Source organism: Diaphorobacter oryzae DSM 22780, from assembly GCF_059568935.1.
Genome location: NZ_JCANUL010000010.1, coordinates 119,902 through 136,465, shown reverse-complemented (window position 1 = coordinate 136,465; position 16,564 = coordinate 119,902). Strand labels below are relative to the sequence as shown.

General features: G+C 66.0%; 15 protein-coding genes. 4 read left to right on the top strand and 11 right to left on the bottom strand.

All coding sequences use genetic code 11. The features are described 5' to 3' along the window. Positions 1–131 precede the first annotated feature (131 nt). Complete coding sequence (locus BP68_RS15185; RefSeq protein WP_496373231.1) at positions 132–383, top strand: hypothetical protein; 252 nt, start codon at positions 132–134, stop codon at positions 381–383. Positions 384–718: 335 nt separating this feature from the next. On the opposite strand, the gene BP68_RS15180 is transcribed toward BP68_RS15185, so the two are convergent. From BP68_RS15180 to BP68_RS15130, 11 genes are all read right to left on the bottom strand, one after another. After that, positions 719–1,042 (bottom strand): PaaI family thioesterase, encoded by a 324-nt coding sequence (locus tag BP68_RS15180; RefSeq protein ID WP_496373239.1) that lies wholly within the window; start codon positions 1,040–1,042, stop codon positions 719–721. A 110-nt stretch (positions 1,043–1,152) separates the two neighbouring features. Continuing rightward, the gene (locus tag BP68_RS15175; protein ID WP_496373229.1) at positions 1,153–2,790 is read right to left on the bottom strand and encodes an AMP-binding protein; all 1,638 of its coding nucleotides are present in this window, start codon (positions 2,788–2,790) and stop codon (positions 1,153–1,155) included. Between the two features lie 37 nt (positions 2,791–2,827). Then, complete coding sequence (locus tag BP68_RS15170) at positions 2,828–3,481, bottom strand: TetR/AcrR family transcriptional regulator (RefSeq protein ID WP_496373227.1); 654 nt, start codon at positions 3,479–3,481, stop codon at positions 2,828–2,830. Between the two features lie 25 nt (positions 3,482–3,506). Beyond that, positions 3,507–4,211 (bottom strand): ABC transporter ATP-binding protein, encoded by a 705-nt coding sequence (locus BP68_RS15165; RefSeq protein ID WP_496373225.1) that lies wholly within the window; start codon positions 4,209–4,211, stop codon positions 3,507–3,509. Between the two features lies 1 nt (position 4,212). Beyond that, positions 4,213–4,977, bottom strand: coding sequence for an ABC transporter ATP-binding protein (locus BP68_RS15160; RefSeq protein ID WP_496373223.1), 765 nt, complete (start codon positions 4,975–4,977; stop codon positions 4,213–4,215). Continuing rightward, positions 4,974–6,002, bottom strand: coding sequence for a branched-chain amino acid ABC transporter permease (locus BP68_RS15155; RefSeq protein ID WP_496373221.1), 1,029 nt, complete (start codon positions 6,000–6,002; stop codon positions 4,974–4,976). The genes BP68_RS15160 and BP68_RS15155 overlap by 4 nt, the downstream gene beginning before the upstream one ends. Further along, positions 5,999–6,874, bottom strand: a complete 876-nt coding sequence (locus tag BP68_RS15150) for a branched-chain amino acid ABC transporter permease (RefSeq protein WP_496373219.1) — start codon at positions 6,872–6,874, stop codon at positions 5,999–6,001. The genes BP68_RS15155 and BP68_RS15150 overlap by 4 nt, the downstream gene beginning before the upstream one ends. Before the next feature lie 149 nt (positions 6,875–7,023). Beyond that, positions 7,024–8,280 carry an ABC transporter substrate-binding protein gene (locus tag BP68_RS15145; RefSeq protein WP_496373217.1) on the bottom strand — a complete coding sequence of 419 codons (1,257 nt, stop codon included), beginning with the start codon at positions 8,278–8,280 and terminating at the stop codon, positions 7,024–7,026. Between the two features lie 70 nt (positions 8,281–8,350). Beyond that, entirely contained in the window at positions 8,351–9,142 is a 792-nt protein-coding gene (locus BP68_RS15140) for an SDR family NAD(P)-dependent oxidoreductase (RefSeq protein WP_496373215.1), read from the bottom strand. 58 nt (positions 9,143–9,200) lie between these two features. After that, complete coding sequence (locus BP68_RS15135; protein ID WP_496373213.1) at positions 9,201–9,995, bottom strand: enoyl-CoA hydratase/isomerase family protein; 795 nt, start codon at positions 9,993–9,995, stop codon at positions 9,201–9,203. A 29-nt stretch (positions 9,996–10,024) separates the two neighbouring features. Further along, positions 10,025–11,185, bottom strand: coding sequence for an acyl-CoA dehydrogenase family protein (locus BP68_RS15130; protein ID WP_496373211.1), 1,161 nt, complete (start codon positions 11,183–11,185; stop codon positions 10,025–10,027). Positions 11,186–11,304: 119 nt separating this feature from the next. On the opposite strand from BP68_RS15130, the gene BP68_RS15125 reads away from it, so the two are divergent. From BP68_RS15125 to BP68_RS15115, 3 genes are all read left to right on the top strand, one after another. Further along, positions 11,305–12,930 carry a class I adenylate-forming enzyme family protein gene (locus tag BP68_RS15125; protein WP_496373210.1) on the top strand — a complete coding sequence of 542 codons (1,626 nt, stop codon included), beginning with the start codon at positions 11,305–11,307 and terminating at the stop codon, positions 12,928–12,930. Positions 12,931–13,436: 506 nt separating this feature from the next. Beyond that, positions 13,437–15,497 (top strand): elongation factor G, encoded by a 2,061-nt coding sequence (gene fusA / locus BP68_RS15120; RefSeq protein ID WP_496373237.1) that lies wholly within the window; start codon positions 13,437–13,439, stop codon positions 15,495–15,497. Positions 15,498–16,171: 674 nt separating this feature from the next. Continuing rightward, a complete protein-coding gene (locus BP68_RS15115; RefSeq protein ID WP_287502274.1) occupies positions 16,172–16,540 on the top strand; it encodes a DUF1428 family protein in 369 nt (122 codons plus the stop codon). Positions 16,541–16,564 lie beyond the last annotated feature (24 nt).

Genomic DNA, 16,564 nt, shown 5'->3' with positions numbered 1-16,564 from the left:
GTTTGCCCCGTCCCACAAGAGGCGCGCACTTGTCGTCAAGGAGCGGTTATCGCTAGCGCTTTCTGCGGGAGTCATCTTGAGCTATATGCCATCTCCCGATGTCGCCCAATTTGCTTTTATCAGGGAGCGCGATGAGCGACGCAGCTCCAGCAGAATTGGAAGAACTTGTCCGCGAAGTCCGCCTCCAGCTCAGCCATCTAGATGAGGATTTCGACAAGCTCAAGGCACTCGTGCAAGCCTTGCGTCTGGCTGCACACAGCGAGATCGCCCGAAACGATGGCCTGTACTGGCCCAGCCTCATGGTGACGCTGGAGGACATGGTGCCTGATCGGGAGCCGCTTCGCGAGAGTATTGGCCGCTTACTGGATGCCATCAACCGCTGATTGACGACAGGCGAACGCTGAACGTCAGTCTGGCTGCCAGCGATGCGGCAGCGCAAACGAGGCAACGCAGTTTTCTCTCCTTCGATACTCGGCTCGGCTATTGGCGAGAAACGCCTGCGCCTTTCGCGAGCCGCTTCAACCAGGTCTCCACCTCCTGGGCAGTCGGTGAATCGAGAGTCTTCAAGGGAATGTCCAACACCTCGGCTACCTCTGAGCTGTGGGACGTCGGCGGTATAAGGTTGTGGCGAATGCACCACCTGATCGGCGTAATTGTGACCGTCTCACGTCTAGGGATCAGTTCAAAACCGGGTCGATTCAGATACCGATTTCAAGTCTTAAGAAAGTGTTGAGGAAAAAACCCCACTCGCCCTAAGCACCAACCGTCCACACTCGCTATGCATTGCGCAAGAGCAAAAGCGCAGTCGACCTTGGGCTTTGTCCACTTGCACACTAACTTGCAGCCACTCGCCGATCATGCAGGCACTAATGAAGTCGATATTGAGGCTCACCGTTCCCAATCGGGCGTTCGGCACATGGGGTTCCAATAAGTTGAGGCCCACGGCGTAGTCCACCAACGTAGCCAACATACCGCCATGAACAGTGCCGAACCGATTAGCGTGTTGTGGGAGTGCTCGGAAGCCGACATCCCATAAGCCCATGTCGTTACGGCGAGCGAAAAGTGGACCAACGGTCGCCATAAAGGCTTCATCCTCGACCGGTGAAAAGCCTACTGGGGCGATAGCACACGCAGCGATTACTTGATCAGCCATCATGCAATGGATCCCTGAGTATGCTCAGCGACACGCGATCTCAGGACATGCTTGAGAATTTTGCCGGATGCCGTCTTGGGCATCGCATCAACCACGATCAACTGTTCGGGGAACTTCTGCCGCGCCAGTCGCTGGGCTTCAAGGAACTCACGCATCTGTGCTAGGTCCATGCTGCGTCCTGGCTTGAGCACTACGTATGCGCAAGGCGTTTCACCCAGGCGCGCATGAGGCATGGCCACCACAGCGGACTCCAGGACATCAGGATGGGCATGCAACAGGTCCTCGACTTCCTTGGGACTGAGGTTCTCGCCGCCACGGATGATCAGGTCCTTCTTGCGGCCCGTGACAGTGATGAAGCCGTCGGTCGACAGCGTGCCCAGGTCGCCGGTGCGGAAGAAGCCGTCGGCATCGAAGGCATCGCATGTGTCTGCCTCGCGGGAATAGCACAGCATGACCTCGGGGCCGCGCACGAGGATTTCGCCCTCCTCGCCCGAGGGCAGATCCGCGCCCGTCACCGCGTCGGCGATACGCACCTCGTTGTTGCAGACCTTGCCGTCGGTGACCGCCGCGCGGTCCTGATCGGCTGCCTCGTTGATACCCAGCGTGACTGTGGGCGACTCGCTGCTGCCGTATACGCGGCAGACCAGGCAGCCCGGCATGGCCCGGCTGGCGCGCAGCACGAGGTCCGGCGGCACGGGCGCGCCGCCGCTGGCGAACAGCCGGAACGACGGCAGGCGCGCGCCCGAGGCTTCCACGGCGGCCGTCAGCTCAGCCAGGAAGGGCGTGGCGCCCACCGTCAGCGAGGCCTCCTCGGACTGGATCAGGGCCAGGGCCTGCTGGGCGTCCCAGCGCTCCATCAGCACCACCTTGATGCCCGCGAAGAACACGTATTCGAGCGCATAGCTGTAGCCCGTGATGTGGGTCACGGGCGAAGGCATGATGACCACGTCCCGCTCGCCCACGCGCCAGAACTGCGTGACGGCGCGCAGCTCGGCCATCAGCGTGTTGTGGCTGTGCAGTACACCCTTGGGGCGGCCCGTGGTGCCGCTGGTGTAGAGCACGAGCTTGAGGTCGTCGGGCGTGGCCTGGTTGTGCTCCCATGGCGCGCTGGAACAGCCCAGGGTTTCGTAGCGCAGCGCGCCGGAGGACTCATCACCGCGCATGGTCACCACCAGCGGCCGTGCGCCCCCTTCGGCGGCGATGCGGCTCAGCATCTCGGCATAGTCGATGCTGCGGAATTGCTCCGGCACGAAGATAGCCTTGGCCTGGCAGTCCGCCAGGATGAACCCCACCTCGGCGTCCCGGTAGATGGGCACGATGGGGTTGACGGCCCAGCCACCCAGGCTCGCCGCGAGGTTGACGACCACGGTCTCCCACCAGTTCGGCAGCTGGAAGCTGATCACGTCGCCCGGCCGCAGGCCCAGGTCGCGCAACCCGGCGGCGATGCGCCGCGCCTCGTCGAGCAGGAAGGCATAGGTCAGCCGCCGCCCGCCCTCGACCACAGCGGTCTGCTGCGGCGTCTGGCGCGCGCGCTGCTCGGCAAAGTCGGCCGTGGTCTGGCCCGCCCAGGCGCCACTGGCCCGGTAGGCCTCGGCCACGGCGCCGCGCACACGCTGGTTCCACGCAAGGGTGTCCATGTTCTTCCTGTCTCCTGTTTTCTTGTAATGCGGGGCCTCAGTTCAGGCCGCTGCGCACGACCTTCATGTAGGTCTGCACCACCCAGTCGGGCAGCTTCTTGAGTCCCTTGCCCTTGATGTGGCACAGGTAGAGGTAGCTGCGCGCGGACTGGAAAATGTAGGCCAACGTCTCCAGCTCGGATTCCTGGAAGTTCTTGATCTCGCCGCTGTCCACGCTGCGCTTGAGCGACTTGACGTAGCGGCCCATCACCAGGTTCAGGTGCGCGGCATGGGCCACAGGGGCGGCCACTTCGGCCTCGTTGAGCACACGGAAGAACCCGGGGTTGAGCCGCAGGAACTCGAAGAAGGCCCGGAAGCCCCGCTCCTCCACGTCCAGGAAGTTCTTCGCCCCCCGCACCTTGCTGCCGATGTAGACCAGCAGTTCGGCGCCGACATGGGGCAGCAACACGTCGAAGATCGCCTGGCGCGATTCGAAATACAGGTAGAAGGTGCCCTGCGCGATACCCGCCTCGTCGGTGATGCGGCCGATGGAGGCGTCGGCGTAGCCGTATTCGCCCACCACTTTGGCGGCCGCAGCGAGGATCTTGCGCCGCAGGTTCTCGGCGCGCTCCTGGCGCGTGGCGCGCTTAGGTGGCGGCGCCTTCTTGGCGGGGACGGAGCGAAGGGTTTGTGGTTCAGCGTCTTCCAGCATCAATGCGACCTGGCTTCAAGGTTGGTCAAATGGCAAGGTACTTCTCGGCGACCTGGGGGTGGGCATCGTAGTCCTCCCAGGTTCCCTCGAAAACGACCTGCCCCGTATCCATTACATACACGTACTCGCTGCATTGGCGCGCGAACCAGACGTTCTGCTCCGCCACCACGAGGGCGATGCCCTCCTGCGCGCAGGCGTGCACGATCTGCTCGGCCATCTGCTGCACGATCAGCGGGGCGACCCCTTCTGTGGGCTCGTCCAGCAGCAGGTACTGCGGCCGCGCCACCATGCCGCGCGCAACGGCCAGTATCTGCTGCTGGCCGCCGCTGAGCTGTGTGCCCATGCGCGCCCTCAAGTCGGTGAGCAGCGGGAACAACTGGTAGCTTTGCTGCACCTCCTGACAGGCATGGCCTGGGCGGGCACCGTGTCTTGCGATCTCCAGATTCTCCTCCACCGTAAGGTGAGGAAAGATCCGCCGGTCCTCCGGCACAAAGGCGACGCCCGCGCGGATACGCTCGTGTGTGGCCTGGCGTGCCAGGGGCCGGCCGTCCAGCAGAACCTCGCCGCGCACGCTGGGGCCGCCGCCCACGATGCTCTTGAACAGCGTGCTCTTACCCGCCCCGTTGCGGCCCAGAATGGCCACTCCCTGGCGCGGCTTCACGCGCAGACTTACACCGCTCAATGCCAAGCTGTCGCCGTAGAAGGCGCTGACGTTTCGTAGTTCCAGCATGTCAATGCCCCAGATAGACTTCGCGCACCAGCGGCGAGGCCTTGACCTCCTCAGGGGAACCACTGGCGATCACTTTTCCGTAGTTGAGCACCGTCACCCGGTCCGCCAGGGCGAACACGACGCTCATGTCGTGCTCGGTGAGCAGGATGGACATGGACAGCTCCTTCGATATCCGCGCCAACAGCTCCACTGCCGTAACACGGTCGCCGGGCGACATGCCAGCCATGGGCTCGTCCAGCAGCAGCATGCGCGGCTTCAGGGCCAGCGTCATGGCCAGCTCCAGACGCTTGCGCTCGCCGTAGGCCAGAACGCCGGCGCGCTCGTGCAGCCGGGCGGCAAGGCCCACCTGCCCGAGGATGGACCGGCACTCGTCCAGCAAACAGCCGGAGCGCGCCACGGCCAGCGAGCGCAGCGGGTTCGCCGCCCGGGCGGCCTCGCGGCTCTCGATCGCCACGGCCATGTTGTCCAGCACGGTGTTCTCGCCGAACACACGCGCCACCTGGAAGGTGCGGCCCATGCCAGCGCGCACGCGGGCATGGCCGGGCACGCGGCTCACGTCGCGGCCTTCGAAGCGCACCGTGCCGGCGCTGGCGAACAGCTCGCCGCTCAGCACCTTGAACAGCGTGGTCTTGCCCGCGCCGTTGGGGCCGATGACTGCATGCGTGGTGCCCGGCGCCACCTCCAGCGCCACGTCGTGCAGCACACGGATCTCGCCGTAGTTCTTGAACACGCCCTGGGCCTGCAGGATGGGGGAGACTGCGGTCATGCCTGCCTCCCTTGCGCCGGGGCCATGGCCGCGGACGGGCCGCGCTTGCGCCGCACCATCTGCCGCAGCCGCACCGCACCGCCGGCCAGCCCTCCCGGGAACACCAGCACCACCAGCAGCAGGGTGGCGCCGATCACCACCTCGGACAGGCCGATGATGTTGCGCGTGGAATGCTCCAGGCCGAGGAACACGAGCACGCCCGCCACCGGCCCCCAGAAGATGGCCGTGCCGCCCAGCAGGCAGAACAGGATGGGCAGCGCCGAGAAGTGCCACTGCGCCACCTCGGGCGTGAGCAGCTGCGCCAGCGGCGCGTACAGCGCCCCGGCGAAGCCCGCGCCCACGCCGCTCAGCGTGAATGCCGCCAGCCGGGCGCGGTGCACGTCGATGCCCAGGAAGGCCGCACGGTCGGGCTCCTGCCGCACGGCGGCCAGACGGCGGCCGAATCCGCTGTGCCAAAGCACCCATGCGCCCAGCACCAGCACGGCGGCGACGGCCAGAGTGAAGTAGAAGATGCCGTCGCCCTGCGCCAGGTCGATGGGCCCCAGGCCCGGCACGTCGATGGCCGGGCGCTTGATGCCCGTGAGGCCGTCCTCGCGCCCGAACCAGGGGGTCTTGGCGATCAAGATGTGCAGCATTTCCGCGAAGGCCAGGGTCAAGATGGCGAAGTAGTTGCCGCTGGCGCGGCGCAGCGCCACCCACCCGATGGCGGCGGCCAGCGCGCCGCCCGCCAGGCCACCCGCCGCCAGCCCCGTGAAGACGGAAACCTCCGTCCCGCGCAGCAGCAGGCCGCAGGCATACGCCCCGATGGCGAAGTACGCCGCATGGCCGAAGCTGACCATACCCGCGAGGCCGAAGACGGTGTTGAAGCTCAGCGCGAACACGATCTGCACCAGCGCCACGCTGGCCAGAAAGATCACGCCCTTGTCGGCCCATGCCGGCACGGACAGGAAGCCCGCCAGCAGCACGGCGGCCAGCACCGCCTGCGAGCCCGCGCCGCCAGCCGTTTGCGCAGCGTTCGAATTCATCGCATTCCCCTCAGCAAGCCCTGCGGACGCACCAGCAGGATCACGGCCAGCGCCACGAAGAAAAACATGCCGGGCACGTCCGGCAGCAGGCGGTCGCCGAACGAGGTGACCAGCCCCAGCAGCACCGAGGCCAGGAACGCGCCCCGGATGTTGCCCAGGCCGCCCACGATCAGCGCGCCGAACGCCTGGATGATGAGCGCGCTGCCCATCTCGGGCGACAGGCTCTGGTTCACCGACAGCAGCCCGCCCGCCAGTCCTGCCAACGCGAAGCCGGCGATCACCGTCCAGACGAGCACGGCATTGACATTGATGCCGACCCAATTCGCCATGGCAGGGTCAATCGCCACCGACTGCACCCGCTTGCCGATGCCCGTGCGGTGCAGCACATGGTCCATCACCACGAAGACGAGCACGCCGCAGGCGATCACGAACAGGATGAAACTGGGCGCGATGAAGCCGCCGAACGACACGGCCCCCGCCAGTTCGGCGGGCGGCGCCACGCTCAGAATGTCGATGCCCCAGACCAGCTTGACGAAGCCCTGGCAGAGGATCAACAGGGCGTAGGTGGCGATCAACGAGTAGGCCTCGCTGACCCCCTTGAGCCGCCGGAAGACACAGCGCTCGACCACCGCCCCCAGCAGCCCCACGGCCACGGCGCACGCCATGGCGATGGCCAGGAAGCCCCAGAGCGATTCGGTCTGGAGCCGGGCCCCGATCGCATAGGACAGGTAGGCGCCGAGCATCAGGAAGCCACCGTGCGAGAAGTTCAGCACGTGCAGGATGCCGAACACCAGCGACAGCCCCGCCGCCGTGAGGAAGACGGTCATTCCCCACGACAGGCCGTTGAGCAGCAAGAGCGGTACTTGGTCCATAGATTTTGTCCAGTCAGTTATCCATCACCCCATGAAGCCGGCGCGGCACAAGCGCGGGCAGCCGCGCAAGGGCCGCCCCGCCGCGCTGGCTGCGTCCCCCTCCCGCAGGAGAGGGGGAAGGCGCGCAGCGCCTCAGGGGGTGCCTCACCTCATGCCTTGACGAACTTGAAGGCCAGGGGCTTGCCCGGCGTCGGCGGGTCGATGAACTCCTCGCCGGGCATCTTCACGTACTCCACGACCTCGAAGCCGGCCGACGCGGTCTTGGAGCCGCGCAGGCGGTACATGACCAGGGGCTTGATGGCCTGGTGGTCTTCCTTGCGGAAGTAGCGTGGCCCGCATACGGTGTCGAACTTGACGGTCTCCAGGGCCTTGATGACGGCCTGGGTCTCGGTGGTTCCAGCCTCCTGGATGGCCTTGGCATAGGCCATCACGGCGGCATGGCCCTCGCCGATCCAGCCCATCGCGAACTCGTCGCCCGTGCGCTTCTTGTACTCCGCGAACACCGCGTTGTTCAGCGGCACGTCCTGGAAGGCGCCGGAATACCAGTGCGTGCCGCACCAGTGGTCCGGCAGCTCCTGCTTCATCGCCTTGGCCACGACGAACTCATTGGCCGAGTCGATGATGACCTTGGCCTTGTTGAAGAAGCCGTAGGGCTTGGCCTGCTTGAACAGCGTCACCGCATCGCCGCCATAGGCCGCATTGAGGAAGCCTTCGGCGGGCAGCCCCATGGCCGCGCCGATCACGTTGCGGTAGTCCGTGGCGCCGTACTGCGTCTTGAGCGGCTGCGTGATCTTGGGCTGCAACTTAGCCACGGCCGGGTAGTACTCGCGCAGCCCTTCCTCGAAACAGTTCCAGGTGGTGCGGCCGTATTCATGGTCCGGAATCAGCCCGGACCAACCCGCCACCGCGCCATGGCGCTCGGCCGCGCCGCGCGCCATGAAGCGCAGGCGCATGTAGGGGTTGTCCGTCACGCGGAAGTAGTGACGGTTGAAGTTTTCCTTGGTGAGCTTGTCGGAGTGCGCCGCGCAGGTGATGAGCACCGATTTTTCCTGCTCCAGCATGGCGATCAGCGCCAGCGCCACGGCACTGGAAACCACGCCCAGGTGCAGGTTCACGCCGCTGCCCGCCAGTTCGCGCGCAGCCACGGTGGCATCCGCCGGCTTGGCCTTGTCGTCTCGCACCACGAGTTCGAGCTTGCGGCCGTTCACGCCGCCGGCCTGATTGATCTGGTCCACGGCGATCTGCGCGCCCAGCAGCATGGGCTGGCCCAGCGGCGCCTGCGCCCCGGACAGGGAGGAGATGAACCCGAGCTTGATGGGCCCGCTGTCCTGCGCGTGGGCCAGCCCACCCGCGATGGCGGCACCCGCGCCGGCCCATTTCATGAGGTCTCTGCGATTGACTTGCATATTTGTCTCCTAGGTTTGATGTCTGTCTACACAAGCAGGAATGACTGCGATGTCCGCACCGCCCACGGGTTCACGCGGTCGCGACATCCCCCGATCCACCGAAGGCCGACCAGCCGCCGTCCACGGGCAGCACCGCGCCCGTCACGAAGGACGCCCAGTCGGATACCAGAAAGGCCGCGGCGCTGGCGATCTCACCAGGCCGGCCCAGGCGCTGCAGGGGCGTGCGCGCCGTGATGCGCTGCGCGTCCAGCCGGCCGCGCTCCAGCACCTGCTCCACCATGGGCGTTGCGATGTAGCCGGGCGCGATGCAGTTCACGCGCACGCCGAAGCCGCCCCATTCGCAGGCCAGCGATTTGGTCATGTGGGCCACCCCGGCCTTCGAGGCGCCATAGGCATTGCGGCGCGGAAAGCCCCCCAGGGCCGTGACCGATGCGATGGTGACGATGGCGCCGCCGGCGTGCGGCAGCATGCGCCGCCCCGCCTCGCGGCACACGAGGTAGGTGCCGCGCAGGCTCACGTCCAACACGCGCTGCCAGGTGCCGATGTCCTGCTCCACCGTGGGCACCAGTTGGTCAGCGATGCCCGCGCAACACACGGCGATGTCCAGCCGCCCCTGGGGCGCGGCGCTGTCCACCATGCGCGCCACGTCAGCTTCGCCGCACACGTCGCCGCGCACGTAGGCGCCTTCGAAGCCGGCAGGCGCCTGCTCCACCAGATCGGCCACGAGCACCGTTGCGCCAAGTTGCCGGAAATGACGGGCCACGGCCAGGCCAATGCCGCTGGCGCCGCCCGTGACCAGCGCCGTCTTGCCGGCCAACGAGATGGGAGAGGGAGAGGGAGAGGGAGAGGGAGAGTCGGTCATTGCTTGTCCGTTCAGGTAGAGCGGTTGCCGCGCGGGGTGAGGGATGCGCCGCCGGCGCTCATTCGCCGGTGAAGACCGCGGCGCGCTTTTCGCGGAAGGCGTTCACGGCCTCCTGGTGGTCGCGGGTCATGTTGGACAGCGATTCGTAGGCCAGGCAGGCGTCCATGGCGGAATGCGCCAGTTGCTTGAGGCCGATGTTGGTCGCCATCTTGGTCCAGCGGATGGCCTTGATGGCCCCGGCGTTCAGGCGGTCCGCGAAGGCATCCACGCGCGCGTCCAGCTCCTCGGGCGGCACGGCGTGGTTGATGAGGCCGATGGCGGCGGCCTGGTCCGCCGTGAGCAGGTCGCCCGTGAGCAGGTACTCCTTGGCGCGTGCGTAGCCGACGAGCTGGGGCCAGATCACCGCGCCGCCATCGCCCGCGACGAAGCCCACGCTCACATGCGGATCGCCGATCTTCGCCTTGCTCGACGCGAAGATCACGTCGCAGAACAGCGCGATGGTGGCGCCCAGCCCCGTAGCATGCCCGTTGAGCTTGGCGATCACGGGCTTCTCGCAGTCAAGCAGCGAATAGACAATCTGCTTGGCCTCGCGCGCCGTTTTCTCGAAGCGGCTGGGCACGTCGATCGCGTCCTGCATCCATTCGATGTCGCCGCCCGCGCAGAAGGCACGCCCGGCGCCGGTAACCACGACAAGGTCGGAATCCGGGTCGCGCGAGCAGTCTGTGAACACCTGCGCGAGTTCCTCGTGCATGAGTTCGTCCACCGCGTTGAGGCGCTCGGGGCGGTTGAAGGTGACGTAGAGCACGCGCTCGCGGCGCGTGAAGGAAATGGTCTGGTACTGGTCGAAGTTCATGCGACTGGCTCCTGATGATGGCGGCGTTTTCACAGACCCGCTTCGGTCCACTTGTAGATGTTGTTGCGCTGGATGGCGGACGAGCCGCCCATGATGGGAATGAGCAAGGCGTCGCGCACATAGCGCTCCACCGCTACTTCCTTGACGTAGCCGTAGGCGCCATGGACGGTCTGGCATTCCAGCGCGATGGCCTTGGCGGCCTCGGCCGCGAACAGCTTGGTCATCGAGGTCTCGACCGCGCAGCGCTGGTGCCGGTTGGCTAGCCCCGCCGCGTGGTAGAGCATCAGCTTGGCCGCGTGCAGCTGGGTCTTCATGTCGGCCAGCTTGTGGCGGATGGACTGGTACTCGCCGATCGGCTTGTTGAACTGCCTGCGCTCGTGGGCATAGGTCCAGGCGTCTTCCAGCGCCGCTGTGGCCACGCCCGTGGCGACGGCGGCCACCTCCAGCTTTTCCACATCGAGGCCCGAGCCGATCAGCATGTTCCAGCCCTGGTGCCAGCCGGCCTCGCCGCCGAAGATCTGGCTGGCGGGAATCTCGACGTTGTCGAAGGTCACGTCCGTGGTGGCCGCGCCCTTCATGCCCATGCTGTTGATGCGCGTGATGCTGACGCCCGGGGCGTTGGGTGGAATCAGCACCACCGACAGGTTCCGGTAGCGGTCCTGCTCGTCACCCGAGCGCACCAGCGTGAAGATGTAGTCGCAGATGTCCGCGCCCGAGCAGAAGCGCTTGGAGCCGTTGACCACCACCTTGTCGCCCACGCGCTGCGCGCGGGTCTTGACGCTGGCAAGGTCCGCGCCCACGTCGGGCTCGGTCAGGCCGTAGGCGAACATCAGCGAGCCCTCCGCCACGCGGGGCAGCAGTTCGCGCTTCTGCGCCTCCGAGCCGAACTCCACCAGGTTCATGCCCGCATAGCAAGCCGCCATGATGTAGGGCACCGACACGGCCAGGCTGCGGCGGGACAGCTCCTCGATAACGATCATCGTGGACACGATGTCGCGGCCCGCGCCGCCGTACTCCTCAGGCACTGTCAGCCCCATCACACCCAGCGCTGCCAGCCGGTCGAACACATCGCGCGGAAATACGTTGTCGCTGTCCCAGCGCGCAGCGGCCTCGCGCGGCATTTCCTTCTCCACGAAACGCCTGAGCAGGTCGCGCAGCTGCGTGGTTTCCTGGGTATCTGCGTAATCCACTTCCGATCCTTCCTGTTGGTCTATGGCGCAATCATGTTTTCCAATGAATAATGAGTCAATAGTCATTTTTGAACCATCAGTCATTTTTAGGGAAAACACCTAACCAAGGAGACTGCGTCATGCCTACCGATACATTCCACGCCATACACCACATCACCGTGCCGGACTGGCTGCGCCAGCAGGCGCAGCGCCACCGCTTCCGGCTCGCGCTGTCAGCGCCCTCATACAGGGGTCACCGGGACCGGCTTGGCTATGCTCAATTAGTGGAGCGCATGCACGCCATGGCGCGCGGACTGCATGCTCGCGACCTGCGCCAGGGAGACCGCATGGCCTTGCTACTACCCAATACCGCCGCGCGCGAGGGCGTGCTAACCGCGCTGGGCTGCTGGCAGTTGGGCGCCGCCGTGTCGCCACTGAACCGCCGGGCCACCGGCGACGAGCTGCGGCATGCGCTGGCCCTGCTGGAGCCTGCCCTGGCCGTGGTGTGCGATGCAGGCGACGCGCAGCGCCTCGCGGCCTTGGGTATGGCGCCCGAGAGAATCCTGCGGCTGGATGGCGTGCCCGACGCGCCCACTACCTGGCCCGAACCGGAGGGCGCGCCGGCCGGCGCGCTGCCGCCGGACCGCCCCGCCTCCCCCCATGACCTGAGCTGCTTGCTATTCACATCCGGCACCACAGCAAGCGCCAAAGCGGTCATGCACACACACCGAACTCAATTGCATGCAGGGTTGGCAATGGGCAGCGCCCTCGGTCTGACCTGTGACGACACCTACCAAGGCTCCTGGCCGCTGCACACTAGCTCGGTGCTCAACCTGGGCTGCATGTCCGCCTGGGTGCACGGCGCAGGGGTGGTGCTAGAGGAAGACACGCTGGACAACGCCGCCCGCCTGCGGTTGATCGCTTCCGAAGCCAGCACCGTGTACCACGGCGTCCCGGCTCCGTTGCACTTCATGATCGACGAGTTCGAGGGCGGCAACTACGACGTTCGCTGCGTGCGCCGTATCGCTTACGGAGGCGCAGCCATGCCCGTGGAGATCATCAAGCGTTACGCGCGGCTCTGGCCCCATGCGGACCAAGTCCAAGTCTGGGGGATGACCGAGACTGGCCCCGCGGGTACCGCGCTGCCGCCCTGGATGCTGCCTCGTCAAGCCGGTGCCATCGGGCTACCCCAGGCGGGCTGCACAATCCGCATCCTAGTCGACGGCGACGGCCCCGGTCTGCGCGACGCGCCGCCCGGCGCGGTGGGTGAGATCGCCTTCGCCGGTCCTAGCGCCTCGCCGGGCTACTTCCGCAACGCAGCGGCAACAGCCGAGACTTTTGTGGAAGGCTGGGTACTCACGGGCGACCTGGGGCGCCTCGATGGCGAGGGCGTGCTGCACTTCGTGGACCGCAAGAAGGACATCATTAACCGGGGCGGACTCAAGATATCGTCGGCGGCGATTGAAAGCGTGTTGCATCGCTTCGCTGACATTGCGGAAGCGGCCGTCATCGCTGTGCCGCATCCAAAGCTCGGCGAAGATATCGCTGCCTGCGTAGTGCCCCGGTCCAACACCACACTCGACACCGAGGCGCTACGGGCTGCCTGCGCACAGTCATTGGCTGACAACCAGGTACCGCGCCACTGGTTCGTGCTGCAGAAACTGCCGCGCAACGGCCTGGGGAAAGTACTCAAGCGAGAACTACGCGCACAGGTGCTCGCATTTCAAGAGCAACCAGACAAAATTCAGCATCACGCGAGACCTTGATTTTCTTGGGGATATCACACACTCTTTGAGCCTGGCTGCTCAGTGGCTAGAACCGAGAACGGCAGCCATTTATGCACCGAAGCTGAGCGACAACAACCAGCTTGAAGCTGCCATTCCGAAAGTCGGTTGTGCAGCGATTACCGCCGGTGATGTGCGCTCCGTCAATTCACGGTGACGGCCGCCGTGCAGTCGTTGAAAGCGCTCGACACATGTCGAGCGCGATGACCGGTCGCCGGCAATGGCATGCAGAGTCGACGGTGACAGTGGTCATGACGGACTCAGAGAGCTGTTGCTGAGACATCTTGAGCGTGATCCCATGTCTTTGCACGCTGGCAGCAAGGGGGAGGTCAACGCGGCATGCATGCCGGTCAGGTATTGGAAGTCGGCGGCGCAATCAACTTGCGTCAGCGCGGTCAATCCCGTACGCTGCCTCGACGTCCACACGCAACGCCCGAGCCCATGCGGGCCGCCGGGCCGGCCTTCCGGACATGCCAAGGAGTCCAGCCATGCCAAGCCGATCGAACGGCCTCGCGGCCGAAATGAAAGCCGTGCGAACGTTGGCGCTCGTGGGCGCCGCGGCCTCCGGCAAGACCTCGCTGGCCGAGTCCTTGCTGTACAAGGCGGGCGCCATCGGCGCTTGCGGCAGCATCGAGCGCGGCAGCACCGTCAGCGACCACGACCCGCTCGAGCGCCGCATGCTGCATTCGCTCAACGCCTCGGTGATGCACCTGACGCATGCCGGCACGCGCATCCACTTGATCGACACGCCCGGCGGCCCCGACTTCCTTGGCCAGAGCCTGCCGGCGCTGGAGGCGGTCGAAACTGTAGCTGTGGTCATCAATGCCGCGACCGGCATCGAGCCGATGGCGGTGCGCATGATGGAGTACGCAGCCTCGCGCCGCCTCGCTCGCATGATCATCGTCAACAAGATCGACGCGCAGGGCGTCTCTCTGGCGGGCCTGCTGGCCGACATCCAGGCGACCTTCGGTCGCGAATGCCTGCCGCTGAACCTGCCCGACGGGGTCGGCAGGCAGGTGATCGACTGCTTCTTCAACCGCTTCGGGCGCTCCGACTTCGGCCCCGTCGAAGCGGCGCACCGAGCGCTGGTGGAACAGGTGGTCGAGGTCGACGCGGCCTTCGTCGACCGCTACCTAGAGGAAGGCGACATGGATGCGGCCGAGCTGCACGCACCGCTCGAGCAGGCGCTGCGCGAAGGCCACCTGATCCCGGTGTGTTTCACCTCGTCGCGCAGCGGCGCCGGCGTGGCCGAGTTGCTGGACGTGATCGTCAAGCTCCTGCCCGACCCGACCGAAGCCAACCCGCCGAGCTTCCTCGTTGGCGAGGGCGCAGAGGCCATGCCCATGGAGGCCAAGCCTGACCCGGCGCTGCACGTGCTGGCGCATGTGTTCAAGGTCACGATCGACCCCTTTGTTGGCAAGATGGGCATCTTCCGCGTGCACCAGGGCACGGTCACGCGCGACAGCCAGCTCTACATCGGCGACGGCCGCAAGCCCTTCAAGGTGGGGCACCTGTTCATGCTCCAGGGCAAGGAGCATGTCGAGGTGCCGCACGCGCTGCCCGGCGACATCGTGGCGGTGGCCAAGGTCGAGGAGATCCACTTCGATGCCGTGTTGCACGATGCGGCGCAAGACAGCCACGTGCACCTCGCGCCGCTGCCGTTCCCGGTGCCGGTGTACGGCCTGGCCGTGGAGCCCAAGCGGCATGGCGACGAGCAGCGCGCCTGGGAAATCCTCGGCAAGCTCGCGGCCGAGGACCCGTGCCTGCGCATCGAGCATGTGGCCGCGACCAACGAGACGGTCCTCTACGGGCTCGGCGAGTTGCACCTGCGCATCGTGCTCGAACGCCTGCGCGAGGTTTACCGCTTCGAGGTCCAGACGCGGCCACCGCGCATCGCCTACCGCGAGACCGTGACCGCGCCGGCCGAGGGTCACTACCGCCACAAGAAGCAGAGCGGCGGTGCCGGCCAGTTCGCCGAAGTCTTCCTGCGCATCGAGCCGCTCGCGCGCGGTGCGGGTTTCGAGTTCGCCGACGAAGTCAGGGGCGGCGCGATCCCGGGCCAGTTCATCCCCGCGGTCGAGAAAGGCGTGCGCGAGGTTTTGGCTAACGGTGCGATCGCCGGCTACCCCGTGGCCGACGTGCGCGTCGTCGTGTACGACGGCAAGCACCACAGCGTGGACAGCAAGGACATTGCCTTCGCGACCGCCGGCCGCAAGGCCTTCATGGCGGCGATTCGCGAGGCCCGCCCGGCTGTGCTCGAGCCGATTGTCCAGATCGAGGTCGCCGTGCCCGAGCATTCCGTGGGCGACGTCACGAGCGACCTGTCGTTGCGGCGCGGCCTGGTCACCGGCACATCGGGCCTGGGGGCCGGCACCGTGGCCATCGGCGGTCAGGTGCCAGAGGCCGAGCTGGCCGATTACCAGTCGCGGCTCAATGCGATGACCAGCGGCCAGGGGCGCTACACCGTCGCGTTGTCGCACTACGAGGCCGTGCCACCGGCCGTCCAGCAGACGTTGATGGAGCAATACCGGGTGCGCGAAGACGACTAGGAAAAGCGCAGCGCCAATGCTCAGCGTGCACGCGCGCTGCCGAGCAATCGACTTGGGTGTACCGTGAGATCAAAAATGCTCCCTCTCCCGGCGATTGCGATCGCCCTAATTCTTGTGGCAAATTTCTTATAGGCAGCGGTTGCCGTCGTTCGCAGGCCGGGGTCAGGTTCACGGTGCGTGGCTTGAAGCAGGCATCGACTCACCTGGCTACCCGGCAGATGCAATGACCGGTGTCGAGGGCGCTGCGGTTATCCAGCCTGGCTGACGGTAGGTCGCCTCCGTCAACTTCGCGGTGGCTGTCCGCGGCTCGTAGGGTCGAACTCACGCCGCCGACCCTGAGTTGCTGGTCAGGTGTGTATGTCCGCACACGCTTCCATGTTCCATGGCCGGCATTTCGGCTCATGCTGCCGGCCCGGAGCGGGCACTGTCGTAAACGTAAAGGAACCGCCCGGGTTGCTCCAGCGTGACCTGCGAGCCCAAAGCGTCTACGCTAAGGGCGCCGCGGCGGCTGAACCGGGCGGGCATTCTGCAGCTACGCTGTTCCAGCGCCGCCACAGGGCGCCTATCTTCCTGCCAAGCATGCCGTGTCGATTTGGCTTCCCGTCGTTCGTCGATGGGGTACGAGGCGCACCCAGACGGGCGCGCCGACCGGTCAACTTAACAGGAGTGAAGACATGTCGTACATTGATGGTTTTGTGATTGCGGTCCCCACTGCCAACAAGCAGAAGTTCATTGAGCACGCGCGCCATTTCGACGCGATGTTTATCGAGCTGGGCGCAATCCGTGTGATCGAAGGTTGGGGCGACGACGTCCCCGACGGCAAAGTCACCGACTTCCGCCGCGCGGTCCAGGCCACGGCCGAGGAGACGGTGGCCTTTTCGTGGGTCGAATGGCCGGACAAGGCCACGCGCGACGCAGGCATGAAGAAAATGATGGAAGACCCGCGCATGGATCCATCCACTCCCGGCAACCCGCCCATGCCCTTCGACGGCAAACGCATGATCTTCGGCGGCTTCGAACAGGTGGTCGAAGTGAAGGCTTGAGCGGCGGTAGCGACGCAGCCCCAG

Bases quoted from the DNA above. Each gene is read 5' to 3' on its own strand.
- BP68_RS15155 (WP_496373221.1), bottom strand. From the start codon at position 6,002: ATGAATTCGAACGCTGCGCAAACGGCTGGCGGCGCGGGCTCGCAGGCG.
- BP68_RS15165 (WP_496373225.1), bottom strand. From the start codon at position 4,211: ATGCTGGAACTACGAAACGTCAGCGCCTTCTACGGCGACAGCTTGGCA.
- BP68_RS15180 (WP_496373239.1), bottom strand. From the start codon at position 1,042: ATGGGCTTATGGGATGTCGGCTTCCGAGCACTCCCACAACACGCTAAT.
- fusA (WP_496373237.1), top strand. From the start codon at position 13,437: ATGCCAAGCCGATCGAACGGCCTCGCGGCCGAAATGAAAGCCGTGCGA.
- BP68_RS15145 (WP_496373217.1), bottom strand. From the start codon at position 8,280: ATGCAAGTCAATCGCAGAGACCTCATGAAATGGGCCGGCGCGGGTGCC.
- BP68_RS15175 (WP_496373229.1), bottom strand. From the start codon at position 2,790: ATGGACACCCTTGCGTGGAACCAGCGTGTGCGCGGCGCCGTGGCCGAG.
- BP68_RS15115 (WP_287502274.1), top strand. From the start codon at position 16,172: ATGTCGTACATTGATGGTTTTGTGATTGCGGTCCCCACTGCCAACAAG.
- BP68_RS15150 (WP_496373219.1), bottom strand. From the start codon at position 6,874: ATGGACCAAGTACCGCTCTTGCTGCTCAACGGCCTGTCGTGGGGAATG.
- BP68_RS15135 (WP_496373213.1), bottom strand. From the start codon at position 9,995: ATGAACTTCGACCAGTACCAGACCATTTCCTTCACGCGCCGCGAGCGC.
- BP68_RS15140 (WP_496373215.1), bottom strand. From the start codon at position 9,142: ATGACCGACTCTCCCTCTCCCTCTCCCTCTCCCTCTCCCATCTCGTTG.
- BP68_RS15170 (WP_496373227.1), bottom strand. From the start codon at position 3,481: ATGCTGGAAGACGCTGAACCACAAACCCTTCGCTCCGTCCCCGCCAAG.
- BP68_RS15160 (WP_496373223.1), bottom strand. From the start codon at position 4,977: ATGACCGCAGTCTCCCCCATCCTGCAGGCCCAGGGCGTGTTCAAGAAC.
- BP68_RS15185 (WP_496373231.1), top strand. From the start codon at position 132: ATGAGCGACGCAGCTCCAGCAGAATTGGAAGAACTTGTCCGCGAAGTC.
- BP68_RS15125 (WP_496373210.1), top strand. From the start codon at position 11,305: ATGCCTACCGATACATTCCACGCCATACACCACATCACCGTGCCGGAC.